21 protein-coding genes, 1 tRNA gene and 1 pseudogene are annotated in these 20,353 nt (G+C 69.4%); 12 read left to right on the top strand and 11 right to left on the bottom strand.

Annotation, left to right across the window (positions count from 1 at the left end; genetic code table 11):
* Window positions 1-143: 143 nt before the first annotated feature.
* Entirely contained in the window at window positions 144-908 is a 765-nt protein-coding gene (locus tag ACIBHX_RS26655; protein WP_397069970.1) for a nuclease-related domain-containing protein, read from the top strand.
* Here ACIBHX_RS26655 and ACIBHX_RS26660 read toward each other — a convergent pair.
* Window positions 905-2,248, bottom strand: a complete 1,344-nt coding sequence (locus ACIBHX_RS26660; protein ID WP_397069971.1) for a VWA domain-containing protein — start codon at window positions 2,246-2,248, stop codon at window positions 905-907. The two genes, ACIBHX_RS26655 and ACIBHX_RS26660, sit on opposite strands and share 4 nt — an antisense overlap.
* The gene (locus ACIBHX_RS26665; protein ID WP_397069972.1) at window positions 2,232-3,083 is read right to left on the bottom strand and encodes an AAA family ATPase; all 852 of its coding nucleotides are present in this window, start codon (window positions 3,081-3,083) and stop codon (window positions 2,232-2,234) included. The genes ACIBHX_RS26660 and ACIBHX_RS26665 overlap by 17 nt, the downstream gene beginning before the upstream one ends.
* 80 nt (window positions 3,084-3,163) lie before the next feature.
* Here ACIBHX_RS26665 and ACIBHX_RS26670 point away from each other — a divergent pair.
* The 3 genes from ACIBHX_RS26670 to ACIBHX_RS26680 all read left to right on the top strand — a co-directional run bounded on the left by ACIBHX_RS26670 (window position 3,164) and on the right by ACIBHX_RS26680 (window position 4,334).
* Window positions 3,164-3,240: transfer RNA gene (locus tag ACIBHX_RS26670), tRNA-Lys, on the top strand.
* Between the two features lie 80 nt (window positions 3,241-3,320).
* Window positions 3,321-3,701 carry a hypothetical protein gene (locus ACIBHX_RS26675; RefSeq protein WP_397069973.1) on the top strand — a complete coding sequence of 127 codons (381 nt, stop codon included), beginning with the start codon at window positions 3,321-3,323 and terminating at the stop codon, window positions 3,699-3,701.
* Window positions 3,702-3,767: 66 nt separating this feature from the next.
* Complete coding sequence (locus ACIBHX_RS26680; RefSeq protein WP_397069974.1) at window positions 3,768-4,334, top strand: DUF6461 domain-containing protein; 567 nt, start codon at window positions 3,768-3,770, stop codon at window positions 4,332-4,334.
* Window positions 4,335-5,243: 909 nt separating this feature from the next.
* Here the strand turns inward: ACIBHX_RS26680 and ACIBHX_RS26685 are convergent.
* Window positions 5,244-5,801, bottom strand: a complete 558-nt coding sequence (locus tag ACIBHX_RS26685) for a TetR/AcrR family transcriptional regulator (protein ID WP_397069975.1) — start codon at window positions 5,799-5,801, stop codon at window positions 5,244-5,246.
* Between the two features lie 84 nt (window positions 5,802-5,885).
* On the opposite strand from ACIBHX_RS26685, the gene ACIBHX_RS26690 reads away from it, so the two are divergent.
* Window positions 5,886-7,037: an FAD-dependent monooxygenase gene (locus tag ACIBHX_RS26690; RefSeq protein WP_397069976.1), complete on the top strand. Its 1,152-nt coding sequence runs from the start codon at window positions 5,886-5,888 to the stop codon at window positions 7,035-7,037.
* Here ACIBHX_RS26690 and ACIBHX_RS26695 read toward each other — a convergent pair.
* Both ACIBHX_RS26695 and ACIBHX_RS26700 read right to left on the bottom strand, forming a co-directional pair.
* Window positions 6,946-7,824, bottom strand: coding sequence for a hypothetical protein (locus ACIBHX_RS26695; RefSeq protein WP_397069977.1), 879 nt, complete (start codon window positions 7,822-7,824; stop codon window positions 6,946-6,948). The genes ACIBHX_RS26690 and ACIBHX_RS26695 overlap by 92 nt on opposite strands.
* A 124-nt stretch (window positions 7,825-7,948) precedes the next feature.
* Entirely contained in the window at window positions 7,949-8,323 is a 375-nt protein-coding gene (locus ACIBHX_RS26700; protein WP_397069978.1) for a VOC family protein, read from the bottom strand.
* Window positions 8,324-8,401: 78 nt separating this feature from the next.
* Between ACIBHX_RS26700 and ACIBHX_RS26705 the strand changes: the two genes are divergently transcribed.
* The 3 genes from ACIBHX_RS26705 (at window position 8,402) to secA2 (ending at window position 12,238) form a co-directional block, all read left to right on the top strand.
* The gene (locus tag ACIBHX_RS26705; RefSeq protein ID WP_397069979.1) at window positions 8,402-8,908 is read left to right on the top strand and encodes a DinB family protein; all 507 of its coding nucleotides are present in this window, start codon (window positions 8,402-8,404) and stop codon (window positions 8,906-8,908) included.
* A 162-nt stretch (window positions 8,909-9,070) separates the two neighbouring features.
* Window positions 9,071-9,925, top strand: a complete 855-nt coding sequence (locus tag ACIBHX_RS26710) for a DMT family transporter (RefSeq protein ID WP_397069980.1) — start codon at window positions 9,071-9,073, stop codon at window positions 9,923-9,925.
* A gap of 162 nt (window positions 9,926-10,087) precedes the next feature.
* The gene (gene secA2, locus ACIBHX_RS26715) at window positions 10,088-12,238 is read left to right on the top strand and encodes an accessory Sec system translocase SecA2 (RefSeq protein ID WP_397069981.1); all 2,151 of its coding nucleotides are present in this window, start codon (window positions 10,088-10,090) and stop codon (window positions 12,236-12,238) included.
* On the opposite strand, the gene ACIBHX_RS26720 is transcribed toward secA2, so the two are convergent.
* The gene (locus tag ACIBHX_RS26720; RefSeq protein WP_397069982.1) at window positions 12,235-13,041 is read right to left on the bottom strand and encodes an SAM-dependent methyltransferase; all 807 of its coding nucleotides are present in this window, start codon (window positions 13,039-13,041) and stop codon (window positions 12,235-12,237) included. The genes secA2 and ACIBHX_RS26720 overlap by 4 nt on opposite strands.
* Window positions 13,042-13,219: 178 nt before the next feature.
* Between ACIBHX_RS26720 and ACIBHX_RS26725 the strand changes: the two genes are divergently transcribed.
* A complete protein-coding gene (locus ACIBHX_RS26725; RefSeq protein WP_397069983.1) occupies window positions 13,220-13,885 on the top strand; it encodes a hypothetical protein in 666 nt (221 codons plus the stop codon).
* A 76-nt stretch (window positions 13,886-13,961) separates the two neighbouring features.
* On the opposite strand, the pseudogene ACIBHX_RS26730 reads toward ACIBHX_RS26725, so the two are convergent.
* Window positions 13,962-14,897, bottom strand: a pseudogene (locus ACIBHX_RS26730) (acyltransferase family protein); the annotation flags it as partial.
* Window positions 14,898-14,958: 61 nt separating this feature from the next.
* The gene (locus tag ACIBHX_RS26735; protein WP_397069984.1) at window positions 14,959-15,555 is read right to left on the bottom strand and encodes a nucleotidyltransferase family protein; all 597 of its coding nucleotides are present in this window, start codon (window positions 15,553-15,555) and stop codon (window positions 14,959-14,961) included.
* A gap of 53 nt (window positions 15,556-15,608) precedes the next feature.
* Here ACIBHX_RS26735 and ACIBHX_RS26740 point away from each other — a divergent pair, with 53 nt between their 5' ends.
* Window positions 15,609-15,758: a GPGG-motif small membrane protein gene (locus ACIBHX_RS26740; RefSeq protein WP_397069985.1), complete on the top strand. Its 150-nt coding sequence runs from the start codon at window positions 15,609-15,611 to the stop codon at window positions 15,756-15,758.
* 36 nt (window positions 15,759-15,794) lie between these two features.
* On the opposite strand, the gene ACIBHX_RS26745 is transcribed toward ACIBHX_RS26740, so the two are convergent.
* Complete coding sequence (locus tag ACIBHX_RS26745) at window positions 15,795-16,517, bottom strand: metallophosphoesterase (RefSeq protein WP_397069986.1); 723 nt, start codon at window positions 16,515-16,517, stop codon at window positions 15,795-15,797.
* Window positions 16,510-16,758 (bottom strand): BON domain-containing protein, encoded by a 249-nt coding sequence (locus ACIBHX_RS26750; protein ID WP_397069987.1) that lies wholly within the window; start codon window positions 16,756-16,758, stop codon window positions 16,510-16,512. The genes ACIBHX_RS26745 and ACIBHX_RS26750 overlap by 8 nt, the downstream gene beginning before the upstream one ends.
* A 206-nt stretch (window positions 16,759-16,964) precedes the next feature.
* On the opposite strand from ACIBHX_RS26750, the gene ACIBHX_RS26755 reads away from it, so the two are divergent.
* Window positions 16,965-17,972 (top strand): SDR family oxidoreductase, encoded by a 1,008-nt coding sequence (locus ACIBHX_RS26755; RefSeq protein ID WP_397069988.1) that lies wholly within the window; start codon window positions 16,965-16,967, stop codon window positions 17,970-17,972.
* On the opposite strand, the gene ACIBHX_RS26760 is transcribed toward ACIBHX_RS26755, so the two are convergent.
* Window positions 17,969-19,762 carry a beta-galactosidase gene (locus ACIBHX_RS26760; protein ID WP_397069989.1) on the bottom strand — a complete coding sequence of 598 codons (1,794 nt, stop codon included), beginning with the start codon at window positions 19,760-19,762 and terminating at the stop codon, window positions 17,969-17,971. The genes ACIBHX_RS26755 and ACIBHX_RS26760 overlap by 4 nt on opposite strands.
* On the opposite strand from ACIBHX_RS26760, the gene ACIBHX_RS26765 reads away from it, so the two are divergent.
* On the top strand, window positions 19,761-20,159 hold the full coding sequence (locus ACIBHX_RS26765; protein WP_397069990.1) for an ROK family protein: 399 nt from the start codon (window positions 19,761-19,763) through the stop codon (window positions 20,157-20,159). The genes ACIBHX_RS26760 and ACIBHX_RS26765 overlap by 2 nt on opposite strands.
* The last annotated feature ends 194 nt before the right edge of the window (window positions 20,160-20,353 follow it).

Raw genomic sequence — 20,353 nt, forward strand, 5'->3', positions numbered from 1 at the left:
CGACTGGTCGGTAGATGCGATCTCGCGGGTGTTATTTCCCTCACCTTAGGATGGCCTTTGTTCCGGCTGGGTATGTTCTTGACCGGCGAGGGATCTTCGGCGTAGCAGATCCTGGTATTGGCGACGAACTCGGGGAGTTTGCCGTGCCCGGTGGGTCGATCTATGTGCAGCAGGACCCGAAGTTCACTGGAGCGTCCCCTCAGTGGTACTTCGAGACGTACTGGCGCGAGGGTGCCAAGGGCCGAAGGCGGTCCAGGGCCATCAAGGCGGCCGTCGGCTTCGCGGTCGGCTTCGCGCTGGCTCTCCGCTTCGATCTGGCCGGCGCCGCCGCGTACGCGCTGGCGCTCGCGGTGGTCGTGGCGGGAATCGACTGGTATCTGAGCTGGCGGAGTTTCGCCGTGACGGCGGTGTGGCGGGGCAAGCGGCGCGATGAGCAGATCACCGGCAAGCTGCTGCGCCGCGCGCTGCGCAAGCGCGGCTACAGCGTGCTCGACGGGCGCGCGATCAGGGGCCAGGCCTCCATCGACCACCTGGTGATCGGTCCGGGCGGCGTGTGGATCGTGGACAACGAGTCGTGGAGCCCCGACACGGAGATCGCGTCGTACGGCGGGCGGCTGTTCTTCGGCGAGAAGTACGGCACCAAGGTGGCCAAACCGCTGGTGGACACCGCGACGGCGTTCGCCGAGATGCTCACCCGGGAGACCAGAGTGCCCGTCACGATCACGCCGCTGCTGGCCGTGCACTGCGGGCAGCTGCCCCGCGGCGGGATGCTCACGGCGGAGGGCCTGACGCTGCTCAAGCCCGGGCGGGCGGCCAAGGTGATCACCTCGGCCCGCGACCGGGTGCTCAACGAGGAGCAGATCGAGCTGCTGGCCAGAACGGCCGCCCGGGAGCTGCAGAAGTCCTAGGCCAGGTCCTCGATGAACGCCGTCAGCTGGGCGACATTTCGGCATTCGGTCATGGGGACGACGGTGCCGTAGTCGGTGGCGAGCGAGTCGCCGGTGTCCCACTGCTGCCTCGGCTCCGGATTGAGCCAGTAGGCGTGGCGGGCCCCGGCGGTGAGCCGCTTCAGCGTGTCCAGGGCGGCGGGCTGGTAGTTCGAGCGGGCGTCGCCGAGGATCAGCAGGGACGTCCTGGGGCCGATGGCCTCGCCGTACTTCTCGGTGAACTCCTCGAAGGCGTGGCCGTAGTTGGTGCGGCCGAAGCGCACCATGTTCGCCTCGTTCGCGAGCTTCGTCATGGCGTCGACGACGTCGGCGCCGGGGACGAAGAACCGGGTGATCTCGTCGATCGTGTCGACGAACCCGAACGCCCTGACCTTGGTGAACTGTTCGCGCAGCGCGTAGGTGAGCAGCAGCGTGAAGTGCGCGAACGTCGAGACCGAGTCGCTGGTGTCGCACAGGACGACCAGCTCGGGCTTGTGCGGGCGTGGTGGCCTGAAATGCGTGGTCAGGGGCACGCCGCCGCTCTGCAGCGACGCCCGCATCGTCCGGCGGAAGTCGAGCCTGCCCCGCTTGCCGTGCTTGTGCTTGATCGTCAGGCGGGCGGCCAGCCTGCGGGCGAGCGGATAGACCTCCCTGCGCAGCCTGGCCAGGTCGGCCTTGGTGACGCGGAGGAAGTCGATCTGGTCGAGCGGCGGGCGTACGGCGGAGCGGGCGATCCGCTCGATGCCCGAGTCCTCGGCGATCCTGCGCCGGACATCGGCGGCGACCGCGTCCTCGAAGCGTTTGATGTTGGCGTTCACCCGCTGGCGCGCGGTCTTCTCCTCGAGGCCGCCTCTGAGCACGTTCTGGAGGAGCCTGGCCATCAGCGTCTCGGGTGACAGGGCGCGCATCACGCTGTAGGAGAACCAGTTCTGCCTGCCGGGTCCCGCGGGCTGGCGGCCGAAGCGCTCGACCATCTCTCTGGCGAACTCGCGCATCTCCTGGTCGGTCGAATCGACGAGGAGCTCGGCGAGGCGGTCACGCGGCTGTTCCGAATTTTTCGGATTTTTCGTGGCTTGAGGGCGCTTGCCGTACAAGCCGGTCGTGGACGGCGGGAACCACAGGTCGAACAGCACGTCGAACCCGGGGCGATAGGCCGGTTTCTTCACCAGCGTGGCCGCGTAGGCCGCTCTGAGCGACTCGCGCTCGGCCAGGTCGATGACCTGTAGCGCCCGCGCCGCGTCCAGTCCCTCGGCCAGGCTCACCGGCAGCCCGGCCGCACGCAGCGCGTGCACGAACCCGACATGCCTATCGATCAGCGACATCGGGCAGCCCCAGCTCCTTGACGGCCCGCGTGTGATCGGAGGCGTGCTTGAGCACCACCCCGAGCGTGCCCGCCACCGTGGCCTCGTCCAGGTCGTCGCGGCCCAGCGCGAGCAGCGTGTTGGCCCAGTCGACGGTCTCGGCCACCGACGGCGCCTTCTTCAGCTCCAGCGCCCGCAGCGTGGCCACGGTCCTGGCCAGCTGCTCGGCCAGGTTCTGGGTGATCGTCGGCACCTGGGCGAGCACGATGTCCCGCTCCCGCTCGGGCGTCGGGTACTCGATGTGCAGGTAGAGGCAGCGCCGCTTGAGCGCTTCCGACAGCTCCCTGGTCGCGTTCGAGGTCAGCACCACGTACGGCTTGCGCGCGGCCGTGATCGTGCCCAGCTCGGGAATCGTCACCTGGAAGTCGGACAGCAGCTCCAGCAGCAGGCCCTCGACCTCGACGTCGGCCTTGTCCATCTCGTCGATCAGCAGCACGGTCGGGGTCGTGGCCCTGATCGCCTTCAGCAGCGGGCGCTCCAGCAGGAACTCCTCGCCGAAGATGTCGTCGTCCGCGCTGGTGGCCTGGATGCGCAGCAGCTGCTTCTTGTAGTTCCACTCGTAGAGCGCCCTGGCCTCGTCGAGACCCTCGTAGCACTGGAGCCTGACCAGCTCGCTGCCCGTGGTCTGCGCCACGGCCTTGGCCAGCTGCGTCTTGCCCACGCCCGCCGGTCCCTCGACCAGCAGCGGCTTGCCGAGAGCGGCGGCCAAGAACACGCTCGTGGAGATGGCGTCGTCGGAGAGATAGTCCACGCCGGCCAGCCGCCGCGACACGTCGGCGGGCGAGTCGAACCACATAAGCACTCCAGATCGGACCGAATGTTGTTCTAGCATACCGATTCGACCAGGATGCCGCGGGCCGGTATATTCATCGCTGCGCGCCGCTAGCTCAGTTGGTCAGAGCAGCTGACTCTTAATCAGCGGGTCCGGGGTTCGAGTCCCTGGCGGCGCACCACCACCCCAGGTCAACCTAGTTGGCCTGGGGTTCTTTGTTCTCGGCGAGCGTGTCACGTTTCCCTGGCGCTCACCCTCGCGGTGACCTGGCCGGCCGGATGCGGGACGCTCTCGGAAGAAGCGTGCCGCCAGGACGCGAACCGGCAGATCAGCGAGCTCAAGCGCATCGTGCAGCCGCTGCTTCCCGACGCCGTGGCTGCGACGGCCGAGGGAGATGACGGCTGCGACTCGGGGGACGGCGGCTGGCTGCACTTCACCACCGATCGGGCGGCGACGGGCGACCGGCTCTTCGCGAAGTTCCTCGCTCGTGGCTGGAAGCGGGTTGACGCCAAGGACCGAGACGCATGCGGCGACTGCATCGACGGCGTCACCAAGGAGTCCGACGCCGGGACCGTCGATGTCACGATGGGCGTGAGCCAGGACGACTCGCGGATCGAGGTCTGGGCGCGGCTGCGGCGCTAGCTCTTTCTGTCGTCCACGCCTGGCATGCTCTGTGCTGCCTACCCCCAGCGCGTGAGGAGCAGCCCGATGAACCCCGAAGACTACGCTTGGTTCGACGAGCAAGATGGGGCCCTGGCGATCGGGTTCTGCATCACCTTCGTGCGCGGCCTCACCCCGGCCGAGGCCTTCGTCCGGCTGGACATCACCCCCGAGGAAGACGCCGGAGCAGAGGATCTGTTTGACGAGGGCGCGATCACCGCGAGCACGGTCGAGGGCGGCACCATCCTGGTCGAGCCGAACGGGTTCGCGGGCACCCTCGACACCGTGGCCAAGCGCCTGTCGACGGGGACGGTGATCGCCTCGGTGTTCCTGAACGTCAACGCCGACCAGCAGTTCGTCCACGCTGCCGACGGACAGGTAGTGACCCAGTTCGAGCCCGACTACCCTGGTGACCGCTCAGGCACGGACCCGGACCGGCTGCTCCCGTTCATGATCGAGCTGGGCATGCCCACCGATGACGTCGACACCGATGAGGACTGGGGCGATCCGATCCTGACCGCGTTCGCACTGGCCGAACGTGCGACGGGGGTACGGCTGACGCCGCAGGCGATCGACGAACCAGAATTGATCGGCTCAACCGCAAACCTGACATGACATATCACCCCACCCCGCCAACACCACCTCCCCTACCTACGCCGCCGACACCACCTCCCCCGCCTGCGCCGCCTCCCCCGCTGCGCCGCCGACACCGCCTCCTCTGCCTGCGCCGCCACCACCGACTTCCCAGGCGTTCCCAAACTCCGACCCAGCCGGCTCCCAGGCTCCGTTTCCCGGTTTCCCCCGCTTCACGGACTCCCGCCAACTTCCTCAGGAATCGCTGGCCCCGGCCGGTTCCGTAGGACTCGCGGGTCCAGGCGGCTTCCCTAGGAATCGCGAGACAGGAATCACGGGTCCCGTCGGCTCCCCCACGAATCGCAGGTCCTGCTGGGTCTCGTAGGAATCGCAGGTCCCGGAAGCTCCCCCACGAATCGCAGATCCCGATCCCGTAGGAATCGCAGGTCCCGGGGGCTCCCCAGGAATCGCAGGTCCCGATACGTCCCAAGGGATCGCATGTCCCGCTGGCTCCCCATAAATCACTGGTCCCGATGGGTTCCGTAGGAATCGCGGGACCGGTGGGTTCCGTAGGAGTCGCGAGACCCGGCGGCTTCCCCGGGAATCGCGGGTCCCTGCGGCTCCCTAGGAATCGCGGGACCCGGTGGTTTTCCAGGCGCCGGGTCGGTGGGGTGTGGGGTGGCGGAAGTCGGCGCCCTGTGCGGCGGGGGACCCGAGTCCCCGGGATGTGGATTCCGCGGAGCGTGACGGCGAGCAAGGATCCCCTACTCGCCGGATAGCGCCGCCCACGGGCCATCAGCCGAAGTACGGCGGGCGGCTGTTGGGGGCGGCCCGCCGTACAACGTCGTGACGAATGGTGGGGGCGGCACGCCGTACAACGTCGTGACGAATGGTGGGGGCGGCACGCCGTACAACGTCGTGACGAATGGTGGGGGCGGCCGCCGTGCAGAATCACCGAGGAAGAAGCCCGCCGAGGAATTCGCGCATCATCGTGGAGAGCTCGTCGAGTGTCGGCTCGGCCCCCGCGCCGACGATCGCGTCGAACATGATGCCCTCGCCGAACGCGACGAGTTGCCGCGCGTGCCGCACCGGATCGCGCGACCCCGCGGCCGCCAGCAGCGGCACGACCGGGTCGCGGAAGAGACGCCCCGCCTTGTCGTAGATCGTGCGCAGTTCGGGCCGCCGCGTCGCCTCGAGCGCGAGCTCGTAGCGGGCCAGGGTCCGCCGCCGATCCTGCAGTTGGGCGTACAGGAGCAGGGCCATCTGCCCGCCCAGGTCCGGGCGTTCGGGCAGCGAGGGCAGCGCCGCGGTCTGGAAGACCGCTTCCTCCAGCTCCGTCAGCCGCGACAGCGTGAGCTCCAGCAGGGCGGCCCGGGTGCGCGCCAGGTTCGAGGTGGAGCCCGGCGGCAGGCCCGCGACCTCGTCGACGGCGCGGTGCGTGAGTCCGCGCATGCCCCGCTCGGCGAGCAGGGTGATCGCCGCCTCCGCTATCGCGTCTGATCTCTTCACGGAACCCGATACTACACTTGTAGTTCGAACTACAGCCGTAGTATGGTCCAACTACAGACGTAGTTTCACGAGGAGTGGAAAGACATGCCTAGAGCGGTAGTGATCGGGGCGGGCATCGGCGGGCTGATGGCGGGGCTCGCGCTGCGCGAAGAGGGTTGGGACGTCACGGTGCTCGAGCGGGCCGACAAGCTCGACCCGGTGGGCTCCGGGCTGGCCATCGCGGCCAACGCGCTGCGCGCCCTGGACACGGTCGGCCTCGGCGACCAGGTGCGCAAGCTGGCGAGGATCCAGGGCCAGGCGGGCGTCAAGCGTCCCGACGGCCGCTGGCTGGTGCACACTGTCGAGGACAGGGCGCAGGAGCGTTACGGCGACTCGGTGGTCGTCATGCTGCGCGCCACGATGGTGGAGCTCCTCGCCGAGGCGCTGGGCCCGGTACGGCTCGGCGTCACGGTCACCGCGGTCGATCCCGAGGCGGGGATCGTGCACGCCGGGGACGAGGTGCTGGAGGCCGACCTGATCGTCGGGGCCGACGGGATCCACTCGGCCACCCGCAGGGCCCTCTTCCCCGGGCATCCCGGGCCGGCCTATTCGGGCGTGACCGCCTGGCGCGGGCTCGTCCCGCGCTCGGCGCTGCCCTCGGCACCCATCCACAGCTCGGAGACCTGGGGGCGTGGCAGGGTGTTCGGGCTGCACGAGCTGGCCGGCGACCTGGTGTACTTCTACGCCACCGACCTGTCCCCCGCCGGGGCCGTGCACGAGGACGAGCATGCGGAGCTGATCAGGCGGTTCGGCGAATGGCACGACCCGATCCCGGCGCTGCTGGACGCCGCGGAACCCGGGCGCATCATCCGCAACGACGTGTACTTCCTGGACAAGCCGATCCCCGCGCTGCACCGCGGCAAGGTGGCGCTGGTCGGCGACGCGGCCCACCCGATGACGCCGAACCTGGGGCAGGGCGCCTGCCAGGCCATCGAGGACGCGGTGGTCCTGGCCCGCACGCCGCGTCTGGCGGACTACACCGCCGCGCGGATGGCTCGCACCAGCGATATCGTGCGCAAGTCGTGGACGATCTGCCGGGCGACCAAGCTGCGCAACCCGCTGGCCGTACGGCTGCGCGACGCGGGCATGTCGCTGGCCGCACGGCTCAGTTCAGATCTGATGTTGCGGTCAGCGGACGCGATTCTGTCGTGGCGGCCACCGGCTTCGAGTGATCGGGAGCCAGGCGCCCGAGCGTGATCGTGCCGCCGATGGTCAGAGAGGCGGCGATCAACGCGGGGATCGCGGTCGACGCGCTCGTGGGCAGCGGCTCCCCCAGCAGGATCGCGCCCGCGAGCACCGAGGTGATCGGGTCGATGACCTGCACGCCCGCGTAGGCGATGCCGAAGTACCCCACCGCGTAGGACCGCTGCAGCAGCACCACCGCGCAGACCAGCAACACGGGCACGGCGACGGTGAACCAGTGCAGCAGGCGCCCCCAGTCCCCCTGCATGCCGCCGCCCACCACGCGGACGAACGTCGACACGCTCGCGGTCACCACGCCCGCCCCCACCGACAGCAGCAGCGCCTTGGAAGGCCCCTGCGCCCGGTTCCCCAGCACCTGGGTGACCAGCACGATCAGCCCGATCACCGCCAGGAACCCGAGCGCCGCCCCGCTGCTCAGCCGCGGGGTCACGCTGTGCTGCGGCACCAGCAGCATCAGCCAGAGCAGCCCCACGGCCACGGCGGCCGACCCGAGGATCTCGGCCCGGTACGGCTTGCGCCCGTACATGAAGGCGGCGAGCGGCACGGCGAACACCAGCGTGGCCACGCTGATCGGCTGCACCGCCACCAGCGGCGCGAAGCTCAGCGCCACGGCGTGCAAGCACGCTCCGGTGAACCCGATCACTCCGCCGATCCACCACCTGGGACGGCGGACCAGCCTCAGTGACGCGCCCTCGGCGACGGCCTCGAACTGCTGCATGGCCGCCCCCACGGCGTACCCCAGCGCCCCCGCCAGCGCGATCAGCACCCCGACCCAGGTCATCGGCGGCCGCGCAGGGGTATGGATCCTTCCAAGAGCATTGCCCCAGCTTATGGGCCAGAGAAAGTAGTTAAATCCTTCCTTGGGCCGATATTCCAATGCCCTCAGGAGCTACAAGGACTACGCGTCAGGAGCGTTCGGGGCAGACGCAGAAGAGGTGCCCTTCCGGGTCCTGGAGGACCACCCAGCCGGTGCCCTCCTCGGTGACGCCGGGCTGGAAGTCGGGGCGGGTGGCCCCGAGCTCGAGGTACTCCTCGACCGCCTTCTCCACGTCCGGCACCCGGAAGTCGAAGTGGAACTGCTTGTCAGGCCCCGGCCACGCGGAGGGCTTGCGGTCGGGCACGCGGCCGAAGTAGATGTTCGTCGTGCCGTTCCCCACGGCGGCGTACTCCTCCTCCGAGTACTGGATGTCCAGGCCGGTGATCGCGTGGTAGAACTCGGCCATCTTCTTGGGCTCGGCGCAGTCGAGGGTGACCGCCAGGAGCTTTGCCTTCGTCGTCATGGCTCTACCCTCCCAGCCATACCTGTCATCCTTTGTCACGTATCCGAAAGTGCCACTGAATGGGATACCTTGCGCGGCATGACTGACAATCGCGTGCCGCTGCCCTATGCCGCGGACGAGCGGACGATGCTCAACAACTGGCTCGAGTGGCACCGAGGGACCCTCGTCATGAAGTGCGAGGGGCTGACCGAGGAGCAGCTCAGGGAGCGTTCGGTGGAGCCGTCGGGGCTGTCGCTGCTCGGTCTGGTGCGGCACCTGGCGCACGTGGAGCGGGTCTGGTTCCGCCAGATACTCAACGACGAGGACATTCCTCGCCTGTGGGGCAAGGACACCCGTCAGGACGCCGACTTCGACGACGTGGACACGGCCTCGGCGGAGGAGGCCTTCGCGGTGTGGCAGGAGGAGGTCGAGATCGCCAGGAAGCTGTCGGCCGCCCTGCCCCTGGAGGCGACCGGCAAGCGCCAGCGCCACGGCGAGGACGTGACGCACCGCTGGGTCCTGGTGCACATGATCGAGGAGTACGCCCGCCACAACGGCCACGCCGACCTTCTCCGCGAGCGCGTAGACGGCACGGTCGGCGACTAGCCCGTGAGGTAGGTTGGGGCGCATGTCCCGGTTTCTGATCTGCTCTCCGCCCGCCGCCCGCTAGCGGGCGGCGAATCCTGACGTAACCGGGTCCAGGCGATCCGGAGATGGTTGCTGCCCGCGAGACGGGCCGATTCCCAACCATCTCTCGGAGAAGCTTTCATGACGCATGTTTCCGTGCGCCGGGGTGCCGTCTACGTGTCCGTCGCCGCCGCCGCGTGGGGTACCGGCGGAGCCGCGGGATCCCTGCTGTTCCAGACCGGCGGTCTGAACGCCGTCGGCGTCTCGTTCTGGCGATACCTGATCGGTGCCGCCTTCCTGGCCCTGGTCACCCGGGTCACGCGGGTTCCCGGCCCGCTGGTCCTCGTGGTCGGGGTGGGGATGGCCGTCTACCAGACCGCGTACTTCGGCGCGATCGCCCTGTCGGGCGTGGCGGTGGCGACCGTGGTGACGATGGGCGCCACGCCGGTGTTCACCGCGCTGGGCAGCCGCCTCTTCCTCGGCGAGCGCCTGGGCCGGGTCGGCTCGCTCGCCCTCACGGGCGCGCTGACGGGGCTCGTCCTCCTCACCGCCCCGGCGGCACAGGACTCAACCGGTCAACTCGGCGGGATCGGGCTCGCGCTGCTGGCCGCCGCCGGGTACGCGGGTGTCACCCTGGTGTCCAGGCGCTTCCACGGCGACCCGGCCGGCACGGCCGTCGGCGGTTTCGTCGTGGCGGCGGCGTGCCTGCTGCCGTTCGCGCTGGTCGACGGGCTGGTACCGCGGTTCAGCGCGCTGTCCGCCGGGCTGCTGATCTACCTCGGCGCGATCCCGACGGCCCTGGCGTACGGGCTGTTCTTCCGCGCGCTGACAGCGCTGCGCGCCACCACCGTGTCGATCATCTCGCTCGGTGAGGCCGTCGGAGCCGCCGTGCTGGGCGTGGTGCTGTTCGGTGAACGGCTGCCCGCTCTGGGCTGGGCGGGCTGCGCCTGTCTGCTCGCCGCGGTAACGGTGCTGACCGCACGCGCCGACGGGTGAGGCAGGGCGTCTTATGGGTTAAGGTCCGGTACGGCGGCGCCTGCCGTACCGGAGCTCATCAAATCGGAGCATCAGGGGAACGGTGCCGACAGAGCGCGCGTTGGAGGAACTGTGGCCTCGATTTCCGGAATTGTCAGGAGCCTCCTGGACCGACCAGGGGGCGTGAACCTGACCCCGTACAAGAAGGTCGTCAAGGCCGCCAACGAGCGGGCCGACCGGATCCGGAAGCTCGAGGAGCTGCCCGAACCCGCGATGGACGACCTGGCCGAATTCTGTGCCGTGGCGCGCGAGGCGGCGGACAGGACCCTGGGGCTGCGGCCGTACGACGTGCAGTTGCTCGGCACGCTGGCGCTGCTCGACGGGAAGGTCGCCGAGATGGCGACCGGCGAGGGCAAGACGCTGTCGGGCGCGATGGCGGCGGCCGGGTACGCGCTGCAGGGCAAGCGCGTGCACGTGATGTCGGTCAACGACTACCTGGCCAGGCGCGACGCGGAGTGGATGGCACCGCTGTACGAGGCGCTCGGCGTGACGGTCGGCTGGATCGGCCAGAACTCCAGCCCGGACGAGCGGCGCGAGGCCTACCAGAAGGACGTGCTGTACGGCCCGGTCAGCGAGATCGGCTTCGACGTGCTGCGCGACAGGCTGCGCACCGACCCGGCCGAGATCATCGTGCCCAAGCCGGAGGTCGCGCTGATCGACGAGGCCGACTCGGTGCTGGTGGACGAGGCCAGGGTGCCGCTGGTGATGGCCGGCGCCTCCGACGCGGGCACGGCGGTGCCGGAGATGGCGGCACTGGTCCGGACGCTGGTCCGCGGCTACCACTACGAGATCGACGAGCAGGCGCGCAACGTCTACCTGACCCCCAAGGGCGCCGACAGCGTGGAGAACCTCCTCGGCGTCGAGCTCTACGACGAGAACGAGCCGGGCACGCTCATCGAGCTGAACCTGGCCCTGCACGCGCACGCCCTGCTGGCCAAGGATGTCGACTACATCGTGCGCGACGGCAAGGTCCAGCTCATCAACCCCAGCCGCGGCCGGGTCGCGCTGCTGCAGCGCTGGCCGGACGGCCTGCAGGCGGCCGTGGAGGCCAAGGAGACCCTGCCGCCCAGCGAGAAGGGGGAGATCCTGGACTCCATCACGGTCCAGGGCCTCATCCGCAGATATCCCGAAATTTCAGGTATGACGGGCACCGCGGTCGCCGTGAGCGAGCAGCTCGGCGAGTTCTACGGCCTGAAGGTGGCCGTGATCCCGTCCAACAGGCCATGCGTGCGTGAGGACGAGCCCGACCGCATCTACCCCACGATCCCCGACAAGGACGCGGCCCTGGTCGAGGAGATCCAGGCCGTCCACGCCACCGGCCGTCCCATCCTCATCGGCACGCTCGACGTCGCCGAGTCCGAGAACCTGGCCAAGCTCCTGCAGCGCCGCGGCATGGAACCGGTCGTGCTCAACGCCAAGAACGACGCGGAAGAGGCCGCGATCATCGCCAAGGCGGGCGAGAAGGACGCGATCACGGTCTCCACCCAGATGGCCGGCCGCGGCACCGACATCCGCCTCGGCGAGGTCGTGGCCGAGCTGGGCGGCCTGTACGTGATCGGCTCGGGCCGCCACGCCAGCAGCCGCCTGGACGACCAGCTGCGCGGGCGCGCGGGCCGCCAGGGCGACCCCGGCGGTTCGGTCTTCTTCGTCAGCATGCAGGACGACCTGATCACCCAGTTCGTCCCCGACGAGCGTCCGCCCGCCGCCGACGCCGACGGCATCGTCCGGCACCGCCGCGGCGCGTACCTGGTGGGCCACGCCCAGCGCGTGGCCGAGGGCGTCAACCTGGAGATCCACCGCAACACCTGGCGGTACACCCGCCTGCTCGAGCACCAGCGCGAGCTCATCCTGGAGTGGCGCGACAAGGTCCTGCACACCGACGCCGCCGCCGAGGCGCTGGCCGAGGCCGATCCTGAGCGCTGGGCGGAGCTGCCGGAGGACACCAGGGAAGAGACGGCCAGGCAGATCGTGCTGCACGCGATCGACCGCTGCTGGACCGAGCACCTGGCGTTCCTCACCGACCTGCGCGAGGGCATCCACCTGCGGGCGCTGGGCCGGATGAACCCGATCGACGAGTTCCACAGGGAGGCGGTGGCCGAGTACAAGACGCTGCTGGCCGAGGTGGAGCGCCGCTCGCTGGAGTCCTTCGAGGCCCCGGTGCCGGACCTGCAGCGGCCCACGGCCACCTGGACCTACCTGGTGCAGGACAACCCGTTCGGCACCGAGTGGGACCGCATCCTCAAGCGCGTCACCTCGGCCACCCGGCGCGGCTAACGCTTGCGGCCGACGCCGCCGAGCAGCAGCCGCTCCCAGGGGGCCAGCGGCGCGGGCGGCCGGTCAGGACGCCACTCGGGCAGGTGCACCACGCCCGGCTCGACCAGCTCGAGCCCGTCGAAGTAGCGCTCGATGGCCTCGCGGGAGCGGAAGTGGCCGGTGCCCATCGTGGCGAGCAGCATCGCCTCCAGCGCCTTGGCCTGCGGGTTCGGCGCGGCCATCATGTTGGAGACCGCCAGGTGGCTGCCGGGTGGCAGCACCTCCATGTACTGCCTGACCAGGCCGTGCGGGTCGTCCCTGTCGGAGAACAGGTGCAGCAGCCCGATCGCCAGCAGTGCCACCGGGCGGGAGAAGTCGATGACCCGCACCAGCGCGGGATGGCCGAGCACCGCGTCCACGTCCCTGGCATCGGCGGTGGCCGCGACGGCGTTGCCGTTGTCCCGCAGCAGCACCCGCGCGTGCAACTCGACCATCGGGTCGACGTCCACGTAGACGATCCGGGTGGCGGGCTCGGCGAACTGGGCGACCTCGTGGGTGTTCTCGATCGTCGGCAGCCCGGCGCCCAGGTCGATGATCTGCCGGATCCCGGCCTCGCGCACCAGGAAGTCGACCACCCGCCCGATGAAGGCGCGGTTGCACCAGACGAGCTCGGCCACCTCGGGCACGGCCGCCTTCAGCTTCCTGGCCACGGCCCGGTCGGCCGCGAAGTTCTCGGTCCCGCCGAGCAGCGCGTCGTGCACGCGGGCGACGCTCGGCCGGGTCGGATCCACACCGGGCGGAGCCCATTCGGGGGAAGTGCTCACGGCGCGGATGCTGCCACAATTCTTGGGCGCTGTCCGCTCTTGGCAGCCGGTTGTAATCCGTAGTTATCCGTACTTGACCAGCACTTGTGCGTACGGCTGGCAAAGTCGGATCATGAGCCACTGGTTCACCACAGAGATCGTCGGAGGGGGACGGCTCCGGCTTTTCTGCTTTTTCGTGATGTTTCTAGTGACATTCCTGTTCATCCGATTCAGCGTGCGGATGATCAGGAAACAGGTGAAGTGGTGGCCGGGCAACGTCTCGCCCGGCGGCCTGCACATCCATCACGTGGTGTTCGGCCTGGTGTTCATGTGCCTGGGCGGGATCGGCGGCCTGGCCGTAAAGGATCCGAGGTCGTGGGTGGCGGCGCTGGCGGCGGCGCTGTTCGGCGTGGGGGCGGCGCTGGTGCTCGACGAGTTCGCGCTGGTGCTGCACCTGGACGACGTCTACTGGGCCAAGCAGGGCAGGCTGTCGGTCGACACCGTGTTCATGGCAGGGGCGCTGACCGGGCTGGCGCTGGTGGGGGTGAGCCCGCTGGCGATCGACGCGTTCGACGAATCCTTCCTGAACGGCAGCCTGACCGTGCTGACTAACCTGATCTTCGCCTCGATCTGCCTGCTCAAGGGCAAGGTGTGGACCGGGCTGATCGGCGTGTACCTCACGCCGCTGGCGTTGATCGGTGCCATCCGGTTGGCGCGCCCGAGATCGCCATGGGCACGGTGGCGCTATCGGGAAGGCTCTCGGAAGCTGGCGCGGGCCGCATGGCGGGAACACCGCTACCGCGAGCCGATCGAGCGGGCCAAACACGCTTTCCAAGATCTGGTCGCGGGCCGGCCCAGCGCTTGATCAGGGGCGCGACGGGCCGCTCGACGAAGCGGTGCACGGCGTAGGCGGCCGCGCACATGAGCGCGATCGTGCCGTACAGCAGCACGTACTTGTTGAGCGCGTCGCCGACCCTGTTGATCAGGATGAAGCCGATGTGCGCGTGCAGCAGGTAGAGCGGGTAGGTCAGCGCGCCGGCGGTGACCATCCACGGCCTGGCGGCGAAGCGGGTCGCGCGCAGCGCCACCAGCGTCATGAGCAGGAAGACGGCCACGACCACCGCCACGATGATCGCGTGGGAGTAGCCGACCGAGTACCGCCGTCCGACCGCGTCGGCGTAGCCGATGGCGCGGTAGACGGCGTTGCCCAGGCACAGCGGCACCAGCAGCGCGATCTGCCGGTCGAGCCCGAACTTGTACAGCAGGAACAGCGCCATCCCCGCGATGAAGTAGTGCGAGAACTCCGACTGGATCACCAGGTCGGCGGCGTGGGGCAGGAACCCGGCCTCGGCCAGCACCGTCAGGCCGAACCAGGCCCACAGCCCGATCATCACCCGGTTCCGCGTGGTCCCGATCCAGGTGAGCGCCAGGATCAGCAGGTAGAAGCGCATCTCCGCCCAGAGCGTCCAGTACACGACGTCCACGTTGGCCACGTCGGGCACCGCCTGGAACATCGTCAGGTTCGCCAGCACCTGCGGCAGCGTGAGCTTGAACAGCCCGGCGCCCAGCGTCGCGGTGACCAGCACGGTCAGCCCGATCCCCACCCAGTAGGCCGGGTACAGCCGCGAGATCCGCGACACCACGAACTCCCGCGGGCTCCTGCCCCACGCGCTCATCAGCACGACGAACCCGCTGATCAGGAAGAACAGGTCGACGCCCAGGTACCCGTACTTCGACCAGCCGCTCTCGGCCGAGAAGGCCACCGTGGTGGTGCCGCCGACCCAGCCGGAGAAGGTGTAGTGGAAGAAGACCACGCACAGCGCGGCCAGCAGGCGCAGCCCGTCGATCTCGTAGAGCCTGTCCGTCCTGGTTCGCATGCTTCTACGGTCTTCGAGACGGTTGACGCGTCACTGACGGCCGCTTGACGGCCGGTTGCAGTCACGGCCAGGCCGGATCCCCATCCGCCACGGCCGGCCTGTTCAGCACACCGAGCCGCTCCAGCAGCGTCAGGAAGGTGAAGGCGTACGGCGAGCCGGCGGTGACCGCGGCCACCCGGTCCCAGTCGACCTGTTCACGCAGCGCCCGAACCTGGGGCAGCAGCCCGCCGTAGTCGCAGGCGTGCTCCGACATGGGCAGCAGCCAGGAGATGACCAGATCGGTCGCCTCCAGCACGGGCACGATGACGGCGGAGGCCTTCAGCTGCTCGGCCCGCCCGATCAGCTCGGGGGTGACAGGACGGTCGGAGATGCGGAAGATCAGATCGACAAGCCGGTCGTCGTCGTAGGCCTTGACCAGCCAGTCCTCGGGCGGATCCGCGAGGCGGAACCCCATCGCGGACAGCGCGTCCAGCGCCGCCGGGATGTCCCGCTCGGTGAGGACGAAATCCACGTCGTGCAGTGAGGGCGCCGCGCCCCTGGCGTAGGCGGCGCACCCGCCCGCCAGCGCGAAACCCACCCCGGCGTCCTTGAATCCCGAACTCACCCGCTTGAGCGTGTCGAGAATCGCGTCGGTTACTTCGTGACCGTGGCTGCTCATGATGACGGGCTACCCCTAGTTAAAGAGAGTTCTCCCGGGGCAGTAGCGTTTTCATGGCTACATTGCTCTGGATCATCGCGGTTGTCCTCGTCATCGCCGGCGTCTATGTGATTCTGGCCCGACGCGACCTGCTCTGGGGGATCGTACTGATCATTCTCGGATGCCTGGTCGGACCCGGCGGCATCAGCATCTTCCACGTATAGACAAACGCGGGCCGGGTTCTTTCCCGGCCCGCGTTTTCACTCACCGTTCAGGCAGTAGACCCCGTAAGCCCGCCCGAGTACCGGCAGGGCGACATTCCGTACCCTGATCCCGCCGGGCGTCATCCCTTTCTCCGCGCCCTTGTGCGCGTGGCCGTGCACCACCAGGTTGGCGCCCCCCGTGTCGACTGCCTCGGCCAGCAGATAGCTGCCCAGGAACGGGTAGATCTCCAGTGGTTCGCCCTCAAGCGTCTCCTTGATGGGGCTGTAGTGCGACAGCACCACCTTCCTGTCGGCCTCGATCTCCTTGAGGGCGAGTTTCCACGCCTCGGCGATGTTCCGGGTATGCGAGACGAAGTTCTTGATCTCCCGCTCGCCGAACTCGCTGGCGCACTTTCCGGCGAACCCACCGCCGAACCCCTTGCCGCCCACCACGCCCAGCTTCAGGCCGCCGCAGGCGATCACGGTCCCGTCGTCGTCGAGCACCCTGATCCCCGCGTCCCGCAGCTCACTGGCGATCTCGTACTGCAGGTCGGAGTGGTAGTCGTGGTTACCCAGGACCGCCACGACCGGGATCGGCAGGCCGCGCAGCTCCTCGGCCACCAGCCTGCCCTCCTCCAGCGTGCCGTGCCTGGTCAGGTCGCCCGCCACCAGGAACACGTCGGCCCGCTCCTCGATCCCGTCGAGCCGCTGCCGGTAGCGTCCCTTGACGTCCTCGCCCAGATGGATGTCGCCCACGGCGGCGATGCGCAGCTCAGTCAAGGTGTTCCTCCTCCCGGGGCTCGGTCGCCTCGACGACCTGGATCTCGTTGTGCAGATGGAGCTCGGGAGCGACCTCATGGGCCACCTTCCCGAGCTCCTCCCGGTGCTGCTCGCCGGTCACCTGGCCGCGCAGGAACAACTGGTCACCCCTGACGTCGACGCGGATGCCCAGCTCGTGCGTTCGGCCGTCCTCGGCCAGCGCCCGCTGCACTCTGGCTGCGATGTACTGCGGAGCTTCCATGCCCGCCCGCATGCCCACCCACGAACCCCCCAAACAACCCCACCAACCCTCAAACCCCCGACAGCGCCCCCCAAGCACGCCCCACCAAGACGGGTCGGCGAGAAGACCCGCATGGCACTGGGAAGGCGGGGATGTGGATTTCGGGTGGCGGTGGGCAGTGGGGTTGGGCGGGTGGAGGCGTGAGACGTCAAAGGAAGGGTGACATCGTGAGTGAACTGCGTGGACAGGTCGTGGTGGTGACGGGTGCGAGCGCGGGCGTCGGCCGTGCGCTGGTGCGCGAGCTGGGCCAGCGAGGCGCGAGCGTCGCGCTCATCGCGAGAGGTACGGCGGGCCTGGGCGCGGCGTCCGTCGACGTGGGCGCCGCGGGCGGCGAAGGCCGCGTGTACGAGGCGGACGTGGCCGACTACGGCCAGGTACGGCAGGCAGCCGAGCTCATCGAGGCCGAGATGGGCCCGATCGACGTGTGGATCAACGTCGCCTTCTCCTCCGTTTTCGCGAAATTTCAGGACATCGAGCCGGAGGAGTTCGAGCGAACCACCGAGGTGACCTACCTGGGCTTCGTCTGGGGCACCAAGGTGGCACTCGACCTGATGCGCCCACGCGACAAGGGCGCGATCGTCCAGGCCGGATCGGCGCTGTCGCAGCGCGCGATCCCGCTCCAGTCGGCGTACTGCGGCTCCAAGCACGCGATCAAGGGCTTCACCGAGTCGGTGCGCACCGAGCTGCTGGCCGACCGCAGCGGCATCCAGATCACGATGGTGCAGCTACCGGCGCTCAACACGCCCCAGTTCGACTGGGTCCTGTCCAGGCTCCGCCGTCACCCGCAACCGGTCCCGCCCATCTACCAGCCCGAAGTGGCGGCCAAGGCACTGGCCTTCGCCGCCGAGCACCCGGAGCGCAAGGAGTACTGGGTCGGCGCCACCACCGTCGCCACCCTCCTCGCCCAGCGCGTGGCCCCCGCTCTGCTGGACCGCTACCTCGCCCGGACGGGCATCTCGTCACAACAGACGAGCGAGAAACCCCCGTCCCCCGAGACCAACCTCTGGCAACCCGCCGACGAGGACCGCGACCACGGCGCTCACGGCGGTTTCGACCACCGCGCCCACGCCCGCAGCCCCCAACTCTGGCTCTCCCAGCACCGCCGCCAGCTCCTCCTGGCCCTCGCCGCCACCACCACCGCCGCAGCCGCCGCCCTGGCCCTCCGCCGCTCCTAAAAGGGGGCGTGAGTGATGATGAGATCGGCGGGGCCTGTGGAGGTGAGGCGTTCGTTGGCGAAGGTGATCGAGGCCGTCTCGAAGGAGTCCAGGTGGGCGTTGGTGCCTTTGACGATGACGTCGTCGAGGTAGCCGTTCACCAGGCGCACCACGGCTGCCCCGCCTCGGGCGCAGACGAGTTCCACGTCACCCAGGGGGGTCGACACCGTGATGGGGCCGGTGTTGGAGTCCTGGACCAGGACGGTCAGGTAGGCCACGGGGGCCGAGGGGTGCGCGCGCCAGTAGGCGTCGGCGTGGCCGCGGGTCACGACAACCGTGGGCTGGCAGATGTCAGAGAGTGTCAGCGCACCGTCCAACTCCCGAGCGCCAGGCGGCAGAGCGGCGCGGACGGGCTCGGGCAGGCCTGGGGGGACGATCACGACGGGCAGGCCGTCCAGAGCCGGCGAGGTCTCCAGGTCCACGAGCGTGTAGTCGCACCCGAGTGACCGCATCCGCGCGTGGAAGTCCAGCAGCACCTCCCCCAGCCGCCCCTCCGTGGCCAGCGGCGCATACAGGCCGAACACCGCCGAGCAGGCGGGCTCGCAGGCCAGGAACTCCGCGCCGTGCACGGAGAAGAAGCCCGCCAGCGCCCGCACCACCAGCGCCTTCGCCGTGGGCAGCCCGTCGAGCCCGATGGGCGCCCTGTCCGGGTACGGCGGAGCATGCATGGAATCCAGCGACGGCGACCAGGTCGAGGTCGCCACACCCGTGTAGACGTTGAACCCGGTCGCCCCGGCCGCCAGAGCGAGGAGCGTCTGATGGAAGCTGGTGGCCCCGTCGGCGTAGGCGGCGTCGTAGAGCGTGGCGAACCCCCAGTTCTCCTCCAGGTTCGGCCCGGGCGCGCGCTTGGCGGCGATCACGTACCTGGCCTGCGCGGCGGGATCGGCGGACACCACGCCCATCCAGTTGGTGAACCCATAGGTGATCCCGTCCCAGCCGGCGGGGCGCACCCGCGCCAGCCAGTCGTCGAGCTCGGCGATGGTGGGCGGGTTGAGGTTGACCACCACGGGCAGGGAGGTCCCCAGTGCGTCGGCCCACGTCCGGTAGACCGTGGCGAGATACGAGGCGTGGAAGCGCCCCCAGTCGGGCCCCGAGGGCGGCACCTCGTCCCAGGAGACGTACCGGGAGCCGTGGACGCGGTTGTAGGACTCCGGCGTGCCGTACCAGGAGACCAGCAGCGAGCGGAAGAGGGCCAGGCCGGAGGGGCTGTAGTCGTAGGCCGTCAGCGGCAGCGCGCCGCTGGTGTAGACGCCCTCGTTGGCGATCTGCCAGCCGGCCACGGCGCCGCCGAGCTCCTTGCCCACCGCCGACAGCCACTGCGTGACCTTGCCGAGGAACGCGGACCCGAGCGGCGCAGGCAGCGCCCTGCCCATCCAGCGCGACGGATCACCATGAGAGTCCAGCAACGGCTCGATATCCGGATCCGAGGCAGGGTCCACCCAGTCGGGCAGCCCGCCGTAGTCCAGCTCGGCGTGCACGAAGGGCCCGGGCTTGGCGATCACCGTCAGCCCGAGCGAATCACAGAGCTCCAGGTAGTCCAGGACGTCGCCGAAGGCGGGTGGCCGGTCGGGCGCGGGCTGGTGGTGCCGCCACGGCACGTAGCTGGTGATCACCTGGATCCCCAGTTCGTCCCGTACGGCACGCAGCCGATCAGCCCACACCACAGGGTCGTCGCGATAGTAGGGGTAGTCGGCGGTGACGAGCACCCGCGGCAGGCCGTCGACGACCACCACCCCGCTGACGAACTCCATGGACAAGCTCCTAGGCCTTGAGACCGGTGAACGCGATGCCCTGCAGGAGGGCATCAGCGCCGACTCGGCCGACGAGGAGAGCGCACTCGCCACGCTCGTGGCCACCGGCTCCCCCGTCCTGGACGAGACGGCCGACCTGCTCGGGGTCGGCCTGTCCAACCTGATCCACCTGTTCAACCCGTCGCGCATCGTCATCGGCGGGTGGGCGGGCCTCATGCTCGGGCCGCGCTACCTCGACCGCATCCGCGCCGCCACGGCCGGCAGCACCCTCGCGCCGCCGTACGAGTCCACCGACATCACCCTCGGCCGCCTCGGCCCCGACGCCGTCGCCCTCGGCGCCGCCACCCTCGTCATCGAGCGCCTCCTGAGCGAGGACCGGCGCTCTCTGCTTGCTTAGGCCCTCGTTCTTTCTGTACGGCGAGCCTGTTCTTCTTGTACGGCGAGCCACCGCCGCCGGCCGCCCGCCGTACTCCGGCTGAGGGCCCGCGACCGGCGCTTCCGGCGAGTCGGTGCCGCTTCCCCGCCGCTACGGCGCTTCGTGATCGGGGCACCACGGTCTGCAAAGCAAGGGGCGGGGAAAGGAAGTCGGGC

Source organism: Nonomuraea sp. NPDC050536, assembly GCF_044457685.1.
Taxonomy (GTDB): domain Bacteria; phylum Actinomycetota; class Actinomycetes; order Streptosporangiales; family Streptosporangiaceae; genus Nonomuraea.